The organism is Sphingomonas sp. 7/4-4 (genome assembly GCF_027941955.1).
Taxonomy (GTDB): Bacteria; Pseudomonadota; Alphaproteobacteria; order Sphingomonadales; family Sphingomonadaceae; genus Sphingomonas.
Map to the genome: position 1 here is coordinate 886,443 of NZ_CP115960.1, position 18,205 is coordinate 904,647.

Sequence of the window (18,205 nt, forward strand, 5' to 3'; positions counted from 1 at the left end):
TCATCGAAGTCCGCCTAGGGCCGGATGTCGCCCCGGCAACGGACAGCAATTCGCGCTGGGGCGGCTACAGCTGCGACCCATCCGGCAACGCGCAATCGCGCGACCTCCGCGCACCTTACGCCGTGAGACGGCCTCGGTGGAAGATGGAAGGGTTAGGCAGCGCGGGAGGAATCCAAGATTCTGCCTTAATGGTTTGATTTATCTATCGAACATCTCGCCCCTCTGCGGGCTACCCCACACTTTTCCCCACACTTGGCGTGAGATTTTGCGGAGCCTGGCGGCACAGCTCGCGACCGCTATGCGCCCCAACAGCAGACGATCGCCGGCTGATCGCGAAGGCCTAATAGCGGCCGCTCCTTTATTCTGTGCCCGAACTGCTCGATCTCATCACGAAAGTACCGGCTAGGTCAGCGGCTCGACAGGTTCTCGTCGATTGCGTGGCTCGACGTCATTTGCCCATCCCGCCGGGCGCCGTGCCATCGGGCATAAGTATGTCGATTATACCATTAAGAACACTGATCTAATTTTGGAAATATTCTCCCCCATGAGGGTGATATAAAATTATTAAAAGTTTTTCTACGTAGATAATAATGATATAAAATTGGCCTCATCGGCGATAGCATGTTGCATTTTCCAATCATTCCTGAAAGGATCCAGGCGACGCTATGTAAACTCAAAGCGATTCCAATCCCGTAAAATGACGGGTCGCATACCTTTCACACGCCGAGATTTATTCTGGCAAATGAAGAAGGTGCGCGATGGCAACCACGGTATTGGTAGTTATTGATGGCGGCTTCCGCTTCAAAAAGGACTCAGCTCCTCCAAGCGATGCCGATCGCGATTTCACCTATTCGACGCTGACCGACGCGCTCGAAGCCGCGGGCATGCTGGTGACCCGGGCCCATCGCCAGGACGACAGCACCGCCACCTCGGGATGGACCGGGTTCAAGTTCGATGCCCTGCCAGCCGGGCACAGTCTGGCCGAGTTCGACGTGATCTGGCTGATCGGCCTGCAAGGCCGGAATGTGGCGCTAAAAACCCTCTGAACACCAATCCCAGTGGCACTTTCGAGCTGACGGACGCCGAATTGCGGGACATTGCCCGCTATATGGACGCGGGCGGCGGCGTCTTCGCAACCGGCGATCATGACAGTATCGGTGCCGACATGTGCGGCCGCATCCCCAGGGTCCGGGCGATGCGTGCATGGTATGGCGAAGGCGACAGCTATCCCAAGATTCCCGCCAACCTGCCCCGGAACAATCCCCGTAACGGGGCGACCCGGAAGGATACGACGCGCCGCAACCCGGCAGGGCATTACGACGCTTCCACCAACTCCGACGGTGCGACCAACCACGTCTGGTTCGAAAACCAGTCCGACTCGGTGCCGCAGACGATCGTCCCCGCAACCGCGCCCGCACATCCTATCCTGCGCCTGAACGGGAATGACATTAAGGTCTATCCAGACCACATGCACGAGGGCAAATGTCTTGGCGACGTCGCGGGATATCATTACGATCAGACGCTGGACTTCGCCGGAGAGCTCTTCGAGGAATTCCGGACGATCGGCAGCCCGCAGGAACGTCCGGAGATCATTGCCAACGGCTCGACCCAGCCCTTTGCATCGCGCGGAGCCGATGCCGTTAGCAACGGAGCGCTTATCGAGGGGGCCGCCCTCGCCAACGCGGATGCGGAGGTTGCCTCGCTAAGCGTTTATGACGGCCGGGCCGTCGGCGTCGGACGAGTGGTGACGGGCTCGACCTTCCACCACTATGTCGACATCAACCTGACCGGCGATTTCGATATCAAAACCCCGGACATAGACCCGGTCCCGGTCGGACGCACCGGTCCCGACGCCGTGAAGGGCATTGGCTTCAACGCGAATTCGACCGTGTTCGAGGAGATCAAGGCGGTCTTCGTCAATATAACCAACTGGCTGGCGAGGCCCCGGCCGGTCATCACGCTCAATCTCGAGCGCAGCACCTTCGGCCAGGACGAAGTGACCGGAAATCCGCATTTCGCCGGCGCGATCCGGGTTACGGTGGATGGGCTGAGGCCGAGCGATTTTCCGGACGGGCCGGTAAACACGGGTCCGTTCAATCCCGCCTGGGCGCCCATTGTCGCGCCGGACGGAACCGCCTTCATCGACATTGCGCCGGTTGCGGTCTCCAGCGACGATCCAGGCATGCCGGAACGGCTGCAGCGCTTCACTTTCCTCTACGATGTGGATTTCTCCAGCAGCGCGTTCGGCACGCAGGTGGTTCCGATCAACGCGTCGCTCACTTCGTCCGCCGCACCCGCTCCGCTGACCGACACGGCGTTCTTCCAGCTGGTCACCTCCGCCAATCCGTTCATGCTGGACCAGGACGGCGGGGACAATCCGACCTGGCTGAGCACCGACCTGAAGGTCTTCCGGGTGGTCGCCGGCGAAAGCCTGCACGGCGTGATGCTGCCGAACAACGCCAACCGCGCGCAGGCGTTCACCTTCATCAATACGCTGAAGGACAACATCACCGTTCCGCAGTTCGTGTCGATGACCGGCGATCAGCAGGCGTCGGCGCTTAGTGCCATGCCGACCACCACGATGAGCGGGAAGAACGTCTATAATTTCGCGATCGCGCGCGTGCGGCGTAACGGCACGATGCTGTCCGCCAATGACGTGCGGGTGTTCTTCCGCATCTTCACCTCTCAGACCACCGCGGCACTGACCTATAATGGCGGCGTCGGCGACGGCTATCCAAAGACCGGCGGCGGCGCGCCCATCGCGCTCCCCGGCCCGTCCGGCGGGCAATGGCTGTCCTTCCCCTGCTTCTCGGAGGATCGCAATCCCGATCCGAATGCGCAGAACGACGACCAGAATGTCCGGACCATCGACAATACCGACAGCGAGGAATTTTTCGGCGTCCTGCTGGATACCAATCTGGCCGTGAACTACCTGCCGACGATCCCCGGCGGTGGTGGCGGCAACAAGTCGCTGCGCACCCTGCTCGCCGGCCATCATCAATGCCTGATCGCGCAAGTCGAATTCAGCGGGACGCCAATACCCAATGGCGCGACGCCGTGGACATCGGACAAGCTGTCGCAGCGCAACATCGCGATCAGCGAAGTTGCCAATCCCGGCATGACCGCCTCTCGCGCGGCGTTCCACACCTTTGAGATCGAGGCGACGCCGCAGCCGATCACCGAGGACTTGCTGCCGGACGAATTGCTGCTCGACTGGTCGTCCACCATTCCCGACGACAGCTACGCGCGCATCCACATCCCCAGCTGGAATGCGCGGGATGTGGTCGAGTTGGCGGATCGCTTCTATCCGCGGCACGAGATCAAGGTGGTGGACGAGCGCACGATCGAGATACCCGCAGGCGGGATGCGTTATGTTCCCTTGCCGCGCACCCTCTACCGGCAAACGGGCGTGCTGACCGTCGACCTCCCTTTGGGCATCAAGAGAGGCCAGCGCTTCGACGTCTCGGTGCGCCAGATCACCAATCGCGGCCGCGACGTTCAATGGCCGCTGCCCAAGGTGGAAGAGATTCCGCTGGCGGAAGCGGCCGGATTGCTCGCCACGCTCGGTGTGGCTGCCGGGCCTCCGGCAGCCACGGCCAAAAAGGCTGTGGTTCCCAAGGGTGTTTTCGATCTGGGCGACAACCGCACCCTTGTGACCGATCTTTCGGTTTTCGACGATGCGGGAGACCACGCCCTGCTAATCGAGCATCCCGATCCCCAGCTGGTCGCAAAGGCACGGGCCGATGCGCGGATGTGGCGAGAAACGATCGGCGCGTTCCAGTTGGGCATTCCGGTTTCTACGCGCAAAGACATGCTGCTCGATCACATGCGCCTGTTTTCGCTGATGCACTGGCGCCTGGCGCACATGCCGCGCCAAAGCCGCTGGTACGCGACGATGCAATATTATGTCGGGCTGCTGTCGGACAAGGTGCAGGCGCTGGGGGCAACCCTGGGAGGTGCCTGCCACGCCGGATGGCGCGATCCCGCAATTGCCGTGGGTTGGTGACGGCGTCCCGGGCAACGGCTCGACCGTTGACGACGGTTCGCTGGAAGGCACGATCCGGAAGCTGGCCTATCCTTGGGGCTGCCTGCTGGTGGCTATCCTGCTGCTCCTATTGCTCTGGCTGCTGTTGCGTTGAATCGCGTTTTTTGCGTACTCGGTGAAACTTAGCGCATCATCGCGGGAAGCTCTGAAATTCCTCCGCGGGGAATGGTGCTGCCGGAGAGGGTTGAACCCAGGACCTCAGTCTTACCCGGAATGCGCTCTCTCCGGCAGCTTTCAGTTGGGTGCTCTTCAAAGCTGTCAGGCTGTTATCGGCCCAATTGCTGCCGTTGCAGTGCTCTCAAGGCGAAAACACGGGTTCGAGTCCCGTAGGGGTCACCAGCGTCAAGCGCAAAACGGCGAAACTGCGCCGTTTCGGGCGATCTACCCAAAGTCGTCCCCACATTTCGTCCCACACTTTTGCACGGCTTTGATGGCATGATCTGGCATGTCATGAGCAATCCATTGCGATTCTCGATCCCGTTCAATCGCAAAGTGACGATCTTAGCGGCGGCTTTTGGGCCGTTTGCTGCCTGACTGCTCTCGGGCGGAACAGCCGCGAAACCGGACCTGCTGAGCGCAGGTGCACCGCCACGAACCTGTGGACGAGATCCTGCAATTGCCCGGCAGGCCTTTACCTGACAGGCTCGCGGAGAGAGCGTCGGCAGCGAGTTGAACCGGAAGGCCGATAATCTGCACTAACAGGCCATGCGGCACGGACAAGGCGCGTTGGACGGACAGAGCTCAACGAAGGGTGGGACAAATGTGACCGCGCGCGGCGATCACGAGGAGGAACTGCGTCTCATCGCCCGCGTGTCCGAGCGCGATCTGGAGGCATTCGAGCAGCTCTATCGCATCTATCACAGACGGCTGTCGCGCTTCCTTTTCAATCTCCTGCGCCGTCCGTCGGTGATCGAAGAGGTTCTGAACGACACGATGATGGTGGTCTGGGAAGGTGCCGGAAGCTTCAATGGCGCGAGCAAGCTTTCGACCTGGATCTTCACCATCGCCTATCGCAAGGCGGCCAAGGCGCTGCGCCGACAGGACGAGCCAGTCGAGGACGATCGCAGCGAGGAACTCGTTTCGCTCGATGCCGGCCCTGACGAGGAACTGGCGCAGGAACGCCGTCAAGCACTGCTCGCCGAAGCGGTGGCGACTTTGTCTCCGGACCATCGGGCAGTCGTGGATCTCACCTATTTCCACGAAATGGGATATCGCGAGATCGCGGGGATCATGGATTGCCCGGTGGATACGGTGAAGACGCGGATGTTTCATGCTCGGCGTCAACTTCGGCGCAAACTTGGCGGCGGCCTGGCGGACTGGATATAGGATCATCGCGTTGAGCAATGTCATCAAACTCCATGGCGATCCGCACGAGCAGACGCAGGCGCTGCTTCCCTGGTACGTCAACGGCACGCTCGATGCGGCCGAGGCCGCGATGGTCGAGGCGCATCTGATCGACTGCGCGGAGTGCCGGGGCGAACTGGAGTTCGAACGCGCAATGGGTGGTCGGATCGGAGGGCTTTCGATGGATGTAGAGCAAGGCTGGGCGGCGATGCGCCAGCGACTGGAAACGGCCGCACCCGCCGCACCGACCGCGCGCGTGATTCCGTTCCTGCGCCGTCGCGTCGCCCTGGGCTGGGCAATTGCCGGCCAGGCCGCCGCCGCGGCGCTCATACTCGTCGCCGCCGGTTCGCTCCGGCAGGCGCCGAACGTCGCGGAATATCACGCGCTCGGCTCGGCCGGCGCCGCGCAGGCCGGCAACATGGTGGTCGTCTTCCGCCCCGAGACCGCCGAACGCGATATCCGCACGCTGCTGGACGGCGCGCAGGCCCGCGTGGTGGAGGGGCCGCTGACGACGGGCGCATGGGTATTGCGCGTCGACGGCGCGCGTCGCGACGCGGCAGTCGCGCAGCTCCGCGCTTCGCCACGCATCGCCCTTGCCGAGCCGCTGGACGGCGACGGCAAGCCGTGAGCCGTCTCGCCATTCTGCTCGGTGCCATCCTCGCATTGTGCGCCCCGGTCGGCCTCGCCCACGCACAGGACGCGACGATCCAGCAGCCGTCAACGAACCGGCAGATCCTCGTCATGCTGCGGCTACCGGCACCCCATTTCCGCCCCAACACGAGCTATTCCGGCGCCTATGGCGACAAGGCCTCGGCAAGCGCGCGGCGCCGCATCGCCGCGGCGATCGCGCGTCGAAACGGGCTGACCATCGAAGACAGCTGGCCGATGCCGTTGATCGGCGTCGACTGTTTCGTGATGCGCGTGCCGGAGGACAACACCGTCGACGACATGGTGACGCGCCTCAACGGCGACCGGCAAGTGCTCTGGGCGCAGCCGATGCAGCTCTACCACGCGCAGGGCAGTATGCAGTCCGAAGGCGATCCGCTCTATGCCGTGCAGCCCGCCGCGAGCGCCTGGCGGCTCGCGGACCTGCACCGCGTCGCCACCGGGCGCGGGATCACCGTCGCGGTGATCGACAGCAAGGTCGAAGCCAGCCATCCCGACCTGATCGGCCAGTTCGCGGCGAGCCGCGATTTCGTCGTCGGCCACCCCAGTGGCGCCGAGCAGCACGGCACGGGCATCGCCGGCGTGATCGGAGCGAAATCCGGCAATGCGCTGGGCATTGCCGGAGTGGCGCCGGGCGCGCGCATGCTCGCACTCCGCGCCTGCTGGCAGGTGCGGCCGACGGTGGCTGTCCCTACGGTCTGCGACACACTGAGCCTCGCCAAGGCACTGCATTTCGCGATCGACAGCGACGCCAAGGTGATCAACCTCAGCCTGAGTGGCCCGTTCGACCCGTTGCTGGCGCGGCTCGTCTCGATCGCGTTGTCGCGCCATGTTTCGGTCGTGGCAGCCTATGATCCGAGCTTGCCCAAGGGCGGATTTCCGGCTTCGGAGGCAGGCGTGGTAGCGGTTACGGACCAGGTTTTGCCGTCCCGGCCCGCCGGGGTGTACGGTGCCTTGGGGCGCGACGTGCCAACAACACAGGCCGGGGGCAAATGGTATTTCGTGAATGGCAGTTCCTACGCCGCGGCCCATGTGAGCGGGCTGCTCGCTCTGACTCGCGAAGAGCGCAGGACGGCATCTCCCCGCATCGTGACGGCGCCCGGCGCGCGAGGGAATATTGATGCCTGCGCGACACTCTTGCCGATATCCACGAACTGCGATTGCAGCTGCTCACTCCAGATCGCCGTCGCCAAGCGCCGTTAGGCTGTTCTGCCGTGCTCTTCGCCGTGTAGGGTTGCCGATCGCGATCGTCGGCACAAGCCAGATTCTGCCGGCCGAGGCTCAGATAATCGGCAGCGTCAGCATGGAAAGCGACGTTCGGTTCAGGGGTATTCGCTGAGCAGCGGCGATCCCGCCGCGACAATCGACCTCGGCTACGATCATGAATCGGGCCTCTATCTGAACGGCTCGGCGACCGCCGGCTTCGACCAGTCCGATCCGGCGTTGCTGGGCTGGCAGCTCAACGCAGGCTATGCGGCACGGATAAGCCCGAGCGTCGCGATCGACGCCGGCGCGGTCCGGAGCTGGTATACGCGCCACTCCAGCGCGGGCGACACGCACTATACCGAAGTCTATCTCGGCGTGACGGCGCATGGAATCTCGTCGCACGTCTATTACTCGCCCGATTATCTTCGCCCGGGAGTCCACACGCTCTATGGGGAGGTGGAAACCACGCTGAGCCTGGCGCCCAAATGGCGGCTGACCGGGCATGCCGGCCTTTTGACCCACCTCAGCGACCCGCCGCGCTATGTGCGGCGCGAACATTATGATTGGCGCCTGACGCTAGGCCGAGACCTGGGCAGGCTGGACCTGCGCGCCAGCCTTTCGGGAGCGGGGCCCGGGCGCGATTATTATTCCGGCCGGCGCCACAGCGCCACGGCGCTGACCTTCGGGGCCTCGCTCCCTTCTGAACGCCGGCTTTTGAACCTCGCTGCGCGCGGGCGGCACTTACGGGATGTCGGCGCGATCGGGCGTCGGTCCTCGGCCGCGAGCTCCCCGGTGTTCGTTCGTCCGTTCCGACCGCGCCGACTCCATCGAAGGGAGCGCATATGCAGGATTCAGGAAAAGCCCATCCCTCTCGCCGCGGCCTGCTGCGGATCTCGGGCGCCGCGGCGCTGCTGACTTTCGCCCTGGCCACCACGGCGACAGCCCCGGCGACTGCACGATCGCCGGCGCCTCAGAAATACACCGTGGTGATGGCGAATATGAGCTTCGGCAAATTGCCTGGCGGCGTGAAGGTCGGCGACACGATCGTCTGGGTGAACCGCGATAGCGTGCCCCACACCGCCACTGCCCGCGACAAGAGCTTCGACGTCCGCGTCCAGCAGGGCCAGAGCGTCAGCATGGTCGTGAAGAAGGCAGGGAGCATCGCCTTCTACTGCATCTACCATCCCGCGATGCGCGGCACCCTCACAGTCGCCGCGCAATGAGCCGGTGGGGGCGGCCGCGCTCGTCTCCCGAGCGCGGCCGTTTCAGCGTTTGACGATCATTCCCTGGCTCCAGGGTAACGCGATCAGGGTCTCGGGCTTCCCGCCGAAGAAACTCTCGAACGTTTCGCGCACGCCCGGATCGGCATAGTCGTCGCCGAGCAGGATGCCGCCGGGGAGCAGACGCGGATGGAAGAATTCGAGCGCGGCGCGCGTACCTTCGGGCAGGTCCAGATCGAGATGGACGAAGGAAAAGCGCAGATCCTCCAGCCCCGCCGCCGTGTGCGGGAATATGCCGGGATGAAAGGAGATGCCCGCAAAGGGGCCAGCAGGCCCTCGACGGCCGCCAGCGTGCCATGGACGCCGCCGAAATGCGCGCCCAGCGCGGTCCGGGGCGCATCGCTCGCCTGCAACGTCTCGAACACGTCGAAAAGATGCAGCGGCGCCCTGCCCTTCGCCGTCGCGATCAGGCGCGCGCTGCCGCCCATCAGCACCCCCGCCTCGGCCATCGCGCCGTCCAGCCCGGAAGCGGCACGCACACAGGCGACGAGATGGAGCGCCGCCGCATCGGTCATCAGCAGCGCGGTCCGGCGGCGGGTCTCGTGCACCAGCGCGAGGTCGTCTCGCGCCTGCGCGGGCAGCCGCGCCAACACCGCGCCGCGCCGCGCGAGGAACCGCCGGGCCAGGGCACCTTTCCACGAATGGGTGCGCAGCGCCGGCGGGACCGCGGCAGACCTCACAGCCGGATGCGCAGCGATGCCTGCACCACCGTCTGCGATTCGGTCGGCGGCAGGTCGAAATGGACTCTCCGCGTGCCCCGCGTGCTGCGCACATGGAGCAGTTCCAGAAAGCCGGTCATCATCGGATTGAACGTCCAGCGGCCCGCCGCGGTGAGCGCCCAGCCGCGTTGCTTCTCGTCGTCATGCGACATCTCGCTGCCATGCTCGCTGGTATCGAAGGCCTCGATCCGGCCGGATATCTCGCCCGCGCCGATCTCCTTCGCGAGCAGCGCATAAGCCGAGCGATAGCGCGTATCGACCCAGACGACGCCATTGGTCTTGAAGCCCATCTGCGTCGTCCCCTCCATCGCCTGGGCAAGGAGGCGCAGCCCCGGCGCCAGTTCGGCAGTGAGCCCGATATTCGCGAAGCGCGTGCGCCATCCCCATTGGCCGGTGGGCTTGAAAGCCTGTGGGTTGCCGCGATTGTCGTAGTAAAAGGCGTTGATCGTCACCGGCACGGGCGGTCGCCATTCGAGGCGCCCATAGAAGCCCACACGATTGTCGAGCTCGATCAGCGACCGCGTCCGGTCCTCCTGGAGGTGAACGATGAAGTCGTTGAGCGGCGGCAGATCGAAATGGCCGAATGCGGTCGCCTTGATATCGTGCAGCGCCCAGCCGCGGAACGAGAGCAAGGTACCCGAAGTGTCGTTGAACCCGAACACGCCGGCCGTCGCCGAAAAGTCGCTCTTGCCGAGCGTGGCCATCATCGAGACCTCGGCGCCGACGACCTTCACTTCCTCGCCGACCCAGGAATTGATCGCCGAGGGCGTGATGGTGTGCACCGTGCTCCATGCGCCGCCGGTGGCATGCTCGAGCGAGATCTCCGGCCAATAGAGCCCCGCTTTGGCCGAGAAGCTGACATTGCCCGATCGCTCGGGCAGGAAGGTGAGGAACGCCTCCATCACGTCGACTTCATTCTCCTGGTCGCGCTGCCACGCGACGGAGACATTGCCCGCGAGCGAATTGGTGAAACGGGGCGTCCAGATCAGATCGGCCTCGATCGGCAGCGGATTGACTCGGAAATCGCCGTCGTCGGTGCCCGAGAAGCGCGTGATCGAAGGACCGCCGGTGGAGAAGCGCTCATGACTGTTGGCGGCCACCAGCCGCGCGTCGAGCAGGATCGAGAGCGTGCGGCCCGAGAGGATATCGGTGGAAGGCGGCGGTGGCGTGTCGGCGGGCACTTCTTCCTGTGCGGGATCGGTGGCGGCGGCGGCATCGGGTGGGGGTGCGGTTTCGGCCGGAGTCTCGGTCTGGGCCCAGGCAGTGCCGGTGCCGGCCAGGAGCAGCGCGGCGAGCAGGGAAGTCTTGGCGGCAAACGTCATTGGAGTGCACCCACTGTTGAGAGAGATTCGGTTCCGCGCGGCGGGATCGCGGGGGCGGATCGGCCGCCGACGCGTTGGTCCAGCGGCGGAGGTTGCCGTGCCTGCGGATGCGGCCGACGGCCGCCAGCGCGCCCAGCGCCGGCACGAGATCGAGCCGCGCGACGCGGGGAATGCCGTCTACCACCACCAGCGCGACATCCTCGGCGCGCGCTTCGAGCAGCGGCCTGGTCAGCACGACGATATCGGCCGCGGCACCGGGATCGAGCGAAGGCGCCGGGAGCCCGAGACGCCGCGCGGCCGTGACGCCGACCGCATCCGCAAGTCGCGCATCCGACAGCAAGGCGAGCCGGCGGGCGACGCGCAGCTCGTCGAGCAGGTCGCCGTCGCCGGTGAGCAGCGAGTCACTGCCCAACAGCACGTCGAGGCCGTCGAGCAGTTCGCGCGACACGGTGCGCCCGAGCAGGAACAGGTTGGACGTCGGGCACCAGACCAAAACCGCGCCCGACGCGCGGAACCGCGCTATGGCCTCGCCCTCGATCCCGACGCCGTGGACGGCGATCAGCCGGGGCGAGAGCAGGTCCATGCGCTCGAGCTGGTCGACCTCGCTTGTGGCGGCCGCGCTGACGCCCTCCGCGACGTGCAGGCAGAAGCGCGGTGCCGCCGCGGGAACCGCGAGCTCCTCGATCATGCCGAGCGAGATCCATGCTGGGGACGCGGGCGACGCGTACCGGGAAATCGCGGTCGAAATCCGCTTCCCACCGGTCGTGATGGACAACGGTCGTCACGCCGGCGAACAAATTCTTCCAGGCGCCCGCCAGCAGCGCCTCGCGGCGCGGAGCGCGCGGCGTTCGGCGATCAGGTCGGCGTGCCGAAGCTGGATGTCCTGCGCCCAGGCATAGGCGTCCGGATAGGGTGGTTCGCCGAGCCGGCCGTAGTGATTGCGGTGAAGATGGTCGTGCGCGTTGATCAGGCCGGGACGGACTTGGCCCTGGGCGAAGTCGAGCCGGATGTCGAAATCGCCCGAGGGCTCGATCAGCGTCGCGCCATGGATCGCGACATCGCGATCGGGCGTGCGGATCAGGATCCGCATCGATCTTCCTTCACGAGGGAAAGCGCGAGCACCACCGGCAGCCCGCGATGCGCGTCGTACAATGCGATCCGCCCGGCGCGTTCGTAGAAGGACCGGACCGAAGGGCCGATCTCCGCCTCGCGAACCACAGTCAGCCGCAGCCCCGCGGCGCGCGCGGCCTCGCGATGCGTCGCCAGCGCGTGGACATAGTGCTCGACTTCATGGACGTCGTCGCCGTGGCGGAAGGTCCGGCGATGGCCCGCCGCGTGCGCCGCCGGATGGAAATCGGTGACGATCACCTGTCCGCCGGCGGCGGTGACGCGTCCGAGCTCGGCATAGGCCGCCTCGCATTCCGGCAAATGCCCGATCACGAGGCGGCACCAGACCAGGTCGAACCCGGCATCGGGAAGCGGCAATGCCCGCACGTCGCCGACCAGCAGGCGGACTGCGGGATCAAGATCCGCACGGCCGGCGATCATCTCGGGGCTCAGATCGATCCCGGTCGCCATGGCCGCACCGCAATCGCGCAGCCGCCGGCCGGTACCGCACCCGGCATCGAGCAGGCGCAGTCCGGCGAGCGGCGGAGTCATCTCGGTCACCAGCGCGGCCTCGAGCTGCGACACCGCATTCTCGGCGCTGTAGGTCGGCGCCCAGAGCCGATAGCCTTCGCGAACCGGGAGCGCGCTCATGCCGCCACGTCCAGTGCGTCGGCGCCCTGGCGCAGATGGCCATAGGCCTGGCGGTCGTCGCGCGTACGCTGGGCCAGCCGGCGGACGCCGCGCAGCAGCACCGGGTCGCGATAGTCCTCGCGCGCCCAGCTGCGCAGCGCGAGGATGCGGCCGACCAGCTTGCCCCAGGCGCGCGTCCGGCCGTCATGGACGGAGGGGAAGCGGCTCTTGAGCACCAGTTCGAAATTCTCCACCCGCGCCTTGATCCGCCGGTCCATCCACGGGAGGTGCGGATCCTCGTGCGTCATCCAGTTGACCCAGTCGGGCTGGATCCATTCGTCGAGATCGGTGGGCGTGCCGGTGAGCGGATCGACATCGCCGTACGTCGCGGCGCGCTGGGGCGTCGGGGTGTAGAAATAGGTGATCAGCTCCATCTCGGGGTTGATCGCCTTGAGGCGGCGGATGAAGCGGAGCGTGTTGTCGGTCTCGCGCTCGGGCTCGTCCGGATCGCCGAACACGAACGAGAATTCGGGGATGATGCGGTGCTCGCGCGTCTTCGCCGCGACTGCCAGGATCTGATCGGTCGTGGTGCCCTTCGACATCTTGGCGAGCACTTCGTCCGATCCGGATTCGGCACCGCAGAACACCATCCTGAGCCCGGCACGGCGGAGCAGGTCCCAGGTGTCGTCGGAGAAGCGCGAGAGCGTGTCGACGCGCGCCTCGCACCACCAGCTGATCCCCAGCGGCAGGAAGGCTTCGCCGATCGCGCGGGCATGCTTCTCGTTGAGGAAGAAGTTGTTGTCGTAGAAATGGACCGAGATCCATCCCGTGCTCGCGCACCAGAAAGGCCAGGTTCGCGGCCACGCGGTCGGCCGCCTGAACCTTCTCCTTGCGCCCGAACACCGAGATCACGCCGCAGAAGCTGCACCCGAAGGGACAGCCGATCGACGCCTGATAGACGCCCGAGCGGCGACCGAGGATGGTCGGGTGCAGATAGGTGCCGATATGGATCTTGTGGAACGGCGGATCGCGCAGCTCGTCCGGCCCCACCCAATTGCGCTCGGCTCCGATCCAGTGCGTCCCGTCGGCCTGGCGGAAGGCAAGGCCCTTCACGCTGGTGGGATCGCGCCCGCTCTCGATCACTTCGAGCAGCTCGAGGAAGGTCTGCTCGCCCTGCCCGCGGATCACCCAATCGACATAAGGCGCGTTGAGCACCGGGGCGGGATAGAGGCTGCCGAAATAGCCGCCCCAGATGATCGGGATATCCGGATATCGCGCCTTGAGCGCCTTCGACAGCGGCACCGCACTGACGAGCTGCGGCCCCGGCATCACCGTAAGCGCGATCGCGCGCACCGGGTCCGGCGTCGCGGCGCGCGCGTCGATCATCGCGGCCGCGCTGGCGAGCAGGTCCATGCCGGGCAGATTGCCGTCCAGTATCTCCCAGTCGGTGCCCTGAGGCAGTGCGGCGCCGATCGCCATCAGGCTCAGCGGGAAGCGGCGGTTCTTGGGCCGGGTGGCGCGGGGATTGATCAGCAGGATCATGGGGTTTGCGCGGTCCAGATGTCGAAGCGGGAGGGCATGCGGGCGCGGCGCAGGCGCGCAACAAGCGGACGCAATTCGTACCAGAGCGGATAGGTGACCCGCCGCCGCCGCCAGATGAGGCCGAGCGGCGCCGAGGCCCCGTGCAGCCGCGCGGCGGTCAGATATTCGATGTGCGGCAGCGCGAGCAGGCTGCACGCGCGATCGCCGAAGCGCTCGGCGGCTTGGGCATGCTTCTCTGCGACCATCGCCGCGCCCTGCGCGTCCTTCGTGTAGAAGGGGAATCGAGGATGACGAGCGTGCCGCCGCGCCGCGTCGCCCGCGCGGCCTCCGCCAGCGTCGCGCCCAGATCGGTCGCATAGTGCAGCGCGGCGTTGAAGATCGTGAGATCGGCAAAGCGATCGACTACCGGCAGCGCGTCGAACGATGCGACGAGACAGTCGAACGGCACCCGCGCGCGAAAGGCTCGAGCCGCGCCGAGACCATCCACACGGTCGTCGCGGATGTCGACGGCAGTGCATTCGTGCCCACGCAGCGCGAGCCGATAGGAAAGCCAGCCATTGCCGGCGCCGAGATCGAGGATGCGCAGCGGCCGCCCCGCATCTCGGGCGATCGGATCAGCGACATGCTCGAGAAAGGCTTCGAAGGTGCGGGCCCGCACACCCCATTGCCGCGCCAGCGGTCCGCTCCGCAGCCGGGGGAGATCGAGCAGCTCCGCCTCCACGAGCCCGCGCCCCTCGGCGGCACGATGCGCGGCATAGTCGGCACGGAAGCGGTCGAGCGTGTCGGTGAGCGGCGCGTTCATGCGGCGTCCCCCTCACGGCGTCGCTCGAAACAATAGAGGATGTGATCGCCGAAAGGCGCGAGCCGATGGGCGGCGATCCGGTCGGCCGCTTCGAGTCCCGCCAAAAGGCTGGGATGCCGGGAAATCCAGGGCTCGGCCGCACTCGGCGGAACGAACAGGCCTATCGCGGTGCGCCCGGCATAGCGAAACTCCGGCGCCATCGCCGCCATGATCGCTGCCCTGCGGTAATAGCGCACGCTGAAGCTACGCCCGGCGAGCGTGGCCGGGACATCGCCTTTGCGTGCCCGGCGCAGCACATTGCGGAAGCGTCCTCGTACGGCTTCCGTGATCATCTCGCCGGGGCAGCAGCATCCGAAGACCACCAGCACGACATGCCCGCCGGGCCGCACCAGCCGCGCCAGGCTCCGGCCCATGGGTGCCAGGTCCGAAACGCAGTTGAGCGCGGCGAAATTGGAGAAGGCGCCGTCGAAACGCTCGCCGCGCTCGGCAAGACGGTCGAGCTGCTCGATCGCGACGACTTCCGCCGCATCGGGCCCCAACTTGCGCGCCGCCTCCGCCACCATCGCCGGCGAGGCATCGGTGAGCAGCACCTCCCGTCCGCGCGCCTTTAACCAAGCCGCGTCCACGCCGGTCCCGCCGCCCATCTCCAGCAGGCGCGCCCTTCGGGAAACAGATCGACGAGCGCGCGGCGCACTGCACGCCGCTGTGCCTCGACGCTTTGCCAGTCGCCGAAACGCGCATCGAAATTGCCGGCGATCGCATCGAAGGCCGCGCCCGCGGGCAGCAATTCCGCAGCCGCGTTCACGCGCGAAGCTCCATGCCGACCGGGCTGGACGATCGATGCGCGTCCGCCCGCCGGGCAAGGTCGTGCCAGCGCAGCTCGTCGACCATCCCGGTATCGACGTCCGCGTGCAACGCGTCGCGCACCAGCCGGTAGAAGGCAGTGTCGAACGTCCCCTGGAAGAGCATCGCGAGCTCGTCGGTGTCGCGCCAGTTACGGCGCGCGCCGAGTTCGGCGACTACGCGATCGTGGAACACCGTGCCCGGCAACGGATAGGAGACCGAGACACCGATCTCATCGGGCCGCTCGTCGCGGAGCAGATCGCGGGTGAGGAGGATGTCCTCCCAATCCTCGGGCGGATAGCCGAGCTGGAGAAACCAGCCGGAGCGGATCCCGTGGCGGCGCAACGTCCGCGTGGCGACGCGCACCGATTCGACGCTTGTGCCCTTGTCCATCGCATCGAGGATCCGCTGCGAACCCGATTCGACTCCGAGCCACACTTCCTCCGCACCCGCCGCGGCCAACGCCGCGGCTACCGGTTCTGTGATCAGATTGGCGCGCGACTGCATCATGAAAGGAATGCGCGCGTCCCGCCGCACCACCTCTTCGGCGAAGTCGGCGATCCAATCCCCGGTCATCCCGAAAATGTCGTCGGCGAACCAGATATGGTCGGGCGCGACTTCGTGTTTCAGCCGCGCCATTTCTTCCGCGATCGAGGATGCCGATCGCTGGGTGTAGCGCCGCCCGAAGGTGGGCTTGGCGCACCAGTTGCACGAATAGGGACAGCCGCGCGACGCCGCCATGTTCCAGGAGAAATGACCGTGTGCCCGCGTCCAGGTCTCGCGATAGGCAGCGACGTCGACCAAGTCCCAGGCGGGAAAGGGCAGTTCATCCAGCGCCTGTTCCTGCCGGCGCGGCGGTGTGTAGCGCAGCTCTCCAGCCTCGAGCAGGATCAGTCCCGGGATCGCCTGGAGCGGGGCGCCACGCTGGAACGCGTCGACGATCGCCGTCGCTCCGAGCTCGCCCTCGCCCGTCATCACCGCATCGGCACCGGCATCGAGATACAGGCGCGGATTGTCGGAGGCGTCCGGCCCGTTGACCGCGACGCGCGCGCCGGCTTTGCGCGCGGCCGCGACGATGTGCAGCGCATCGGCACGCCGATCCTCGGTGCACATCTTGGTCAGATAGTTGAAATTATCCTCGATCAGCAGGACGATCTGCGGATCGAGCGCAGCGATCCGCGATCCGAACCCGTCGACGCAAGGCTCGAACGTCGCATCGAACAATGCGACCGGATGACCCCGTTCGCGAAGGATCGCCGCGGCGAGCAAGGTGGCGAGCGGCGCATAGGGTTTTGATCGTTCGAATTGCTTGCGGTCGCGCCGCTGACAGAAGGAATGAGCGACCAGAATCACATTGCCACCCCGTTTCTACGCACTGGTTTGAGGTTAGTGGCGGCGCGACCTGCCGAGGTTCAAAGCGGGGCCAAGGAAAGCGGCAGGGTGATTTGAACCTTCGCGTGCATCCCGCCCACTCAGGAAGTGGAGCAAGCGGGGCGCAGAGTGATGAGCGCGGAAATCGGAACGGAACGAACAACGGACGCGCCGCCGACGGGCGACTGCGCCTTCGCCTATTTCTCACCGCTCGGCGTGACGCTCCGCGTGCAGGCCGGCCACCCGCGACTGATCGAGGCGGTCGCCGCGGCGTGTCGCGGCTGGGAAGCGCCGCCCGATGTGCACGGACCCATGCTGCATTTGTCGCTGAAAATAGGCCCGGTTCCGGTCGACGGCACCGGTCCGATGATCGGCACCGATGGGCTTCATCTTTCGATCCGCGGCGACGTCGAAGCGCATGCCGACGCCGCGCACGGCCAGGCCTGGTGCCGCGTCGCCAATGTGGACGCATTCGACGACGCGGTGTTTCGCGAACAAGTGCTCGACTGCCTGATTCTGTGGCTGCTCACGCGCAATGGACGAACGCCGATCCACGCGTCAGGCTTTGTCGTGGGGCCGACGGCGATCCTGCTCGCGGGGCGCAGCGGTTCAGGGAAGAGCTGCCTTGCGCTGGCCGCGCATTCGGCGGGCTTCCCACTGCTCTCCGACGACACCGTCTATCTAGAAACGGAGGGCAGGTTCCGCGTCTGGGGTATTCCCCGCCCGGTGCATCTCTTCCCCGAAGATGCCCCCGACTACCGGACGCGCCGATCCGCCTGCGCAACGGCAAGCGCAAGCGCGCCATTGCCCTGCCCGCGCCCCCACAGCCCGTCACGGCGGGCGCTGCGACCCTGTGCGTGCTCCATCGCGGGGAGCGCGCGTCGCTGGAGTGGCTGGATCCTTCGACGGCAATTGCGGCGCTTGGTCCGCTCGAGCCGGGGTTCGACCTGCTCGCGACGGAGATCGAAGCCGGGCTGCGCCGGATCACGCGGCGCGGGGCATGGCGCCTGACGCTCAGCGCGGAGCCGAAGGAGGCGATCGCGCTTCTCGCTGCGAACCTGCCCCGGCTGATCGAGCATGCTTCCTCGTGACGTTGCGCATCGCCCAGGTGAATTGCGTCCTCGATCCGCAGCGGCGTGAGCCGGAAGCGCTGCTGGCCGCCTGGCAGACCTTGCCGGCGATCGCGGAGGCTGCGGCCAGCGCGGGTGCCGAAATAGTGGTGATGCAGGCGAGCCACGCCGGGGCCCGGTTCACCCGGCGCGGCGTGCGCTACCATTTCATTCCCGTCGGAGCGGCGCGCGCTTGCGCCTTGGCGCCTGCGGCACGCG

The 18,205-nt window shown here is 66.1% G+C and carries 18 protein-coding genes and 1 pseudogene; 8 read left to right on the plus strand and 11 right to left on the minus strand.

Annotated elements, in window-relative coordinates:
- Window positions 1-758 precede the first annotated feature (758 nt).
- The 7 genes from PIB19_RS04615 (at window position 759) to PIB19_RS04645 (ending at window position 8,484) form a co-directional block, all read left to right on the plus strand.
- On the plus strand, window positions 759-1,046 hold the full coding sequence (locus PIB19_RS04615) for a hypothetical protein (protein WP_271239854.1): 288 nt from the start codon (window positions 759-761) through the stop codon (window positions 1,044-1,046).
- A 41-nt stretch (window positions 1,047-1,087) separates the two neighbouring features.
- Window positions 1,088-4,006 carry a hypothetical protein gene (locus PIB19_RS04620; RefSeq protein WP_271239855.1) on the plus strand — a complete coding sequence of 973 codons (2,919 nt, stop codon included), beginning with the start codon at window positions 1,088-1,090 and terminating at the stop codon, window positions 4,004-4,006.
- A gap of 801 nt (window positions 4,007-4,807) precedes the next feature.
- On the plus strand, window positions 4,808-5,371 hold the full coding sequence (locus PIB19_RS04625) for an RNA polymerase sigma factor (protein ID WP_271239856.1): 564 nt from the start codon (window positions 4,808-4,810) through the stop codon (window positions 5,369-5,371).
- Complete coding sequence (locus tag PIB19_RS04630; RefSeq protein ID WP_271239857.1) at window positions 5,316-6,017, plus strand: zf-HC2 domain-containing protein; 702 nt, start codon at window positions 5,316-5,318, stop codon at window positions 6,015-6,017. Before PIB19_RS04625 ends, PIB19_RS04630 begins: the two co-directional genes overlap by 56 nt.
- A complete protein-coding gene (locus PIB19_RS04635) occupies window positions 6,014-7,258 on the plus strand; it encodes a S8 family peptidase (RefSeq protein WP_271239858.1) in 1,245 nt (414 codons plus the stop codon). Before PIB19_RS04630 ends, PIB19_RS04635 begins: the two co-directional genes overlap by 4 nt.
- Before the next feature lie 159 nt (window positions 7,259-7,417).
- A complete protein-coding gene (locus PIB19_RS04640) occupies window positions 7,418-8,176 on the plus strand; it encodes a TorF family putative porin (RefSeq protein WP_271240910.1) in 759 nt (252 codons plus the stop codon).
- Entirely contained in the window at window positions 8,104-8,484 is a 381-nt protein-coding gene (locus tag PIB19_RS04645; RefSeq protein ID WP_271239859.1) for a cupredoxin domain-containing protein, read from the plus strand. The genes PIB19_RS04640 and PIB19_RS04645 overlap by 73 nt, the downstream gene beginning before the upstream one ends.
- A gap of 42 nt (window positions 8,485-8,526) precedes the next feature.
- Here the strand turns inward: PIB19_RS04645 and PIB19_RS04650 are convergent, their stop codons facing one another.
- From PIB19_RS04650 to PIB19_RS04700, 11 genes and pseudogenes are all read right to left on the minus strand, one after another.
- Entirely contained in the window at window positions 8,527-9,315 is a 789-nt protein-coding gene (locus PIB19_RS04650; RefSeq protein WP_443018700.1) for a TylF/MycF/NovP-related O-methyltransferase, read from the minus strand.
- Between the two features lie 1,025 nt (window positions 9,316-10,340).
- Window positions 10,341-11,270 carry an amidohydrolase family protein gene (locus tag PIB19_RS04655; protein ID WP_271239861.1) on the minus strand — a complete coding sequence of 310 codons (930 nt, stop codon included), beginning with the start codon at window positions 11,268-11,270 and terminating at the stop codon, window positions 10,341-10,343.
- Window positions 11,271-11,363: 93 nt separating this feature from the next.
- Window positions 11,364-11,672 (minus strand): hypothetical protein, encoded by a 309-nt coding sequence (locus PIB19_RS04660; protein ID WP_271239862.1) that lies wholly within the window; start codon window positions 11,670-11,672, stop codon window positions 11,364-11,366.
- Window positions 11,660-12,340, minus strand: a complete 681-nt coding sequence (locus tag PIB19_RS04665) for a class I SAM-dependent methyltransferase (protein ID WP_271239863.1) — start codon at window positions 12,338-12,340, stop codon at window positions 11,660-11,662. The genes PIB19_RS04660 and PIB19_RS04665 overlap by 13 nt, the downstream gene beginning before the upstream one ends.
- A complete protein-coding gene (locus PIB19_RS04670; protein WP_271239864.1) occupies window positions 12,337-12,969 on the minus strand; it encodes a hypothetical protein in 633 nt (210 codons plus the stop codon). The genes PIB19_RS04665 and PIB19_RS04670 overlap by 4 nt, the downstream gene beginning before the upstream one ends.
- Window positions 12,970-13,528: 559 nt before the next feature.
- Window positions 13,529-13,861: pseudogene (locus PIB19_RS23490) on the minus strand (hypothetical protein); the annotation flags it as partial.
- Between the two features lie 157 nt (window positions 13,862-14,018).
- Entirely contained in the window at window positions 14,019-14,663 is a 645-nt protein-coding gene (locus PIB19_RS04680; RefSeq protein WP_271239866.1) for a class I SAM-dependent methyltransferase, read from the minus strand.
- Window positions 14,660-15,307, minus strand: coding sequence for a class I SAM-dependent methyltransferase (locus PIB19_RS04685; protein WP_271239867.1), 648 nt, complete (start codon window positions 15,305-15,307; stop codon window positions 14,660-14,662). The genes PIB19_RS04680 and PIB19_RS04685 overlap by 4 nt, the downstream gene beginning before the upstream one ends.
- On the minus strand, window positions 15,271-15,468 hold the full coding sequence (locus PIB19_RS04690) for a hypothetical protein (RefSeq protein ID WP_271239868.1): 198 nt from the start codon (window positions 15,466-15,468) through the stop codon (window positions 15,271-15,273). The genes PIB19_RS04685 and PIB19_RS04690 overlap by 37 nt, the downstream gene beginning before the upstream one ends.
- On the minus strand, window positions 15,465-16,859 hold the full coding sequence (locus tag PIB19_RS04695) for a B12-binding domain-containing radical SAM protein (RefSeq protein ID WP_271239869.1): 1,395 nt from the start codon (window positions 16,857-16,859) through the stop codon (window positions 15,465-15,467). Before PIB19_RS04695 ends, PIB19_RS04690 begins: the two co-directional genes overlap by 4 nt.
- 222 nt (window positions 16,860-17,081) lie before the next feature.
- A complete protein-coding gene (locus PIB19_RS04700) occupies window positions 17,082-17,432 on the minus strand; it encodes a hypothetical protein (protein ID WP_271239870.1) in 351 nt (116 codons plus the stop codon).
- Window positions 17,433-17,734: 302 nt separating this feature from the next.
- On the opposite strand from PIB19_RS04700, the gene PIB19_RS04705 reads away from it, so the two are divergent.
- Complete coding sequence (locus PIB19_RS04705) at window positions 17,735-17,968, plus strand: hypothetical protein (RefSeq protein ID WP_271239871.1); 234 nt, start codon at window positions 17,735-17,737, stop codon at window positions 17,966-17,968.
- Window positions 17,969-18,205 lie beyond the last annotated feature (237 nt).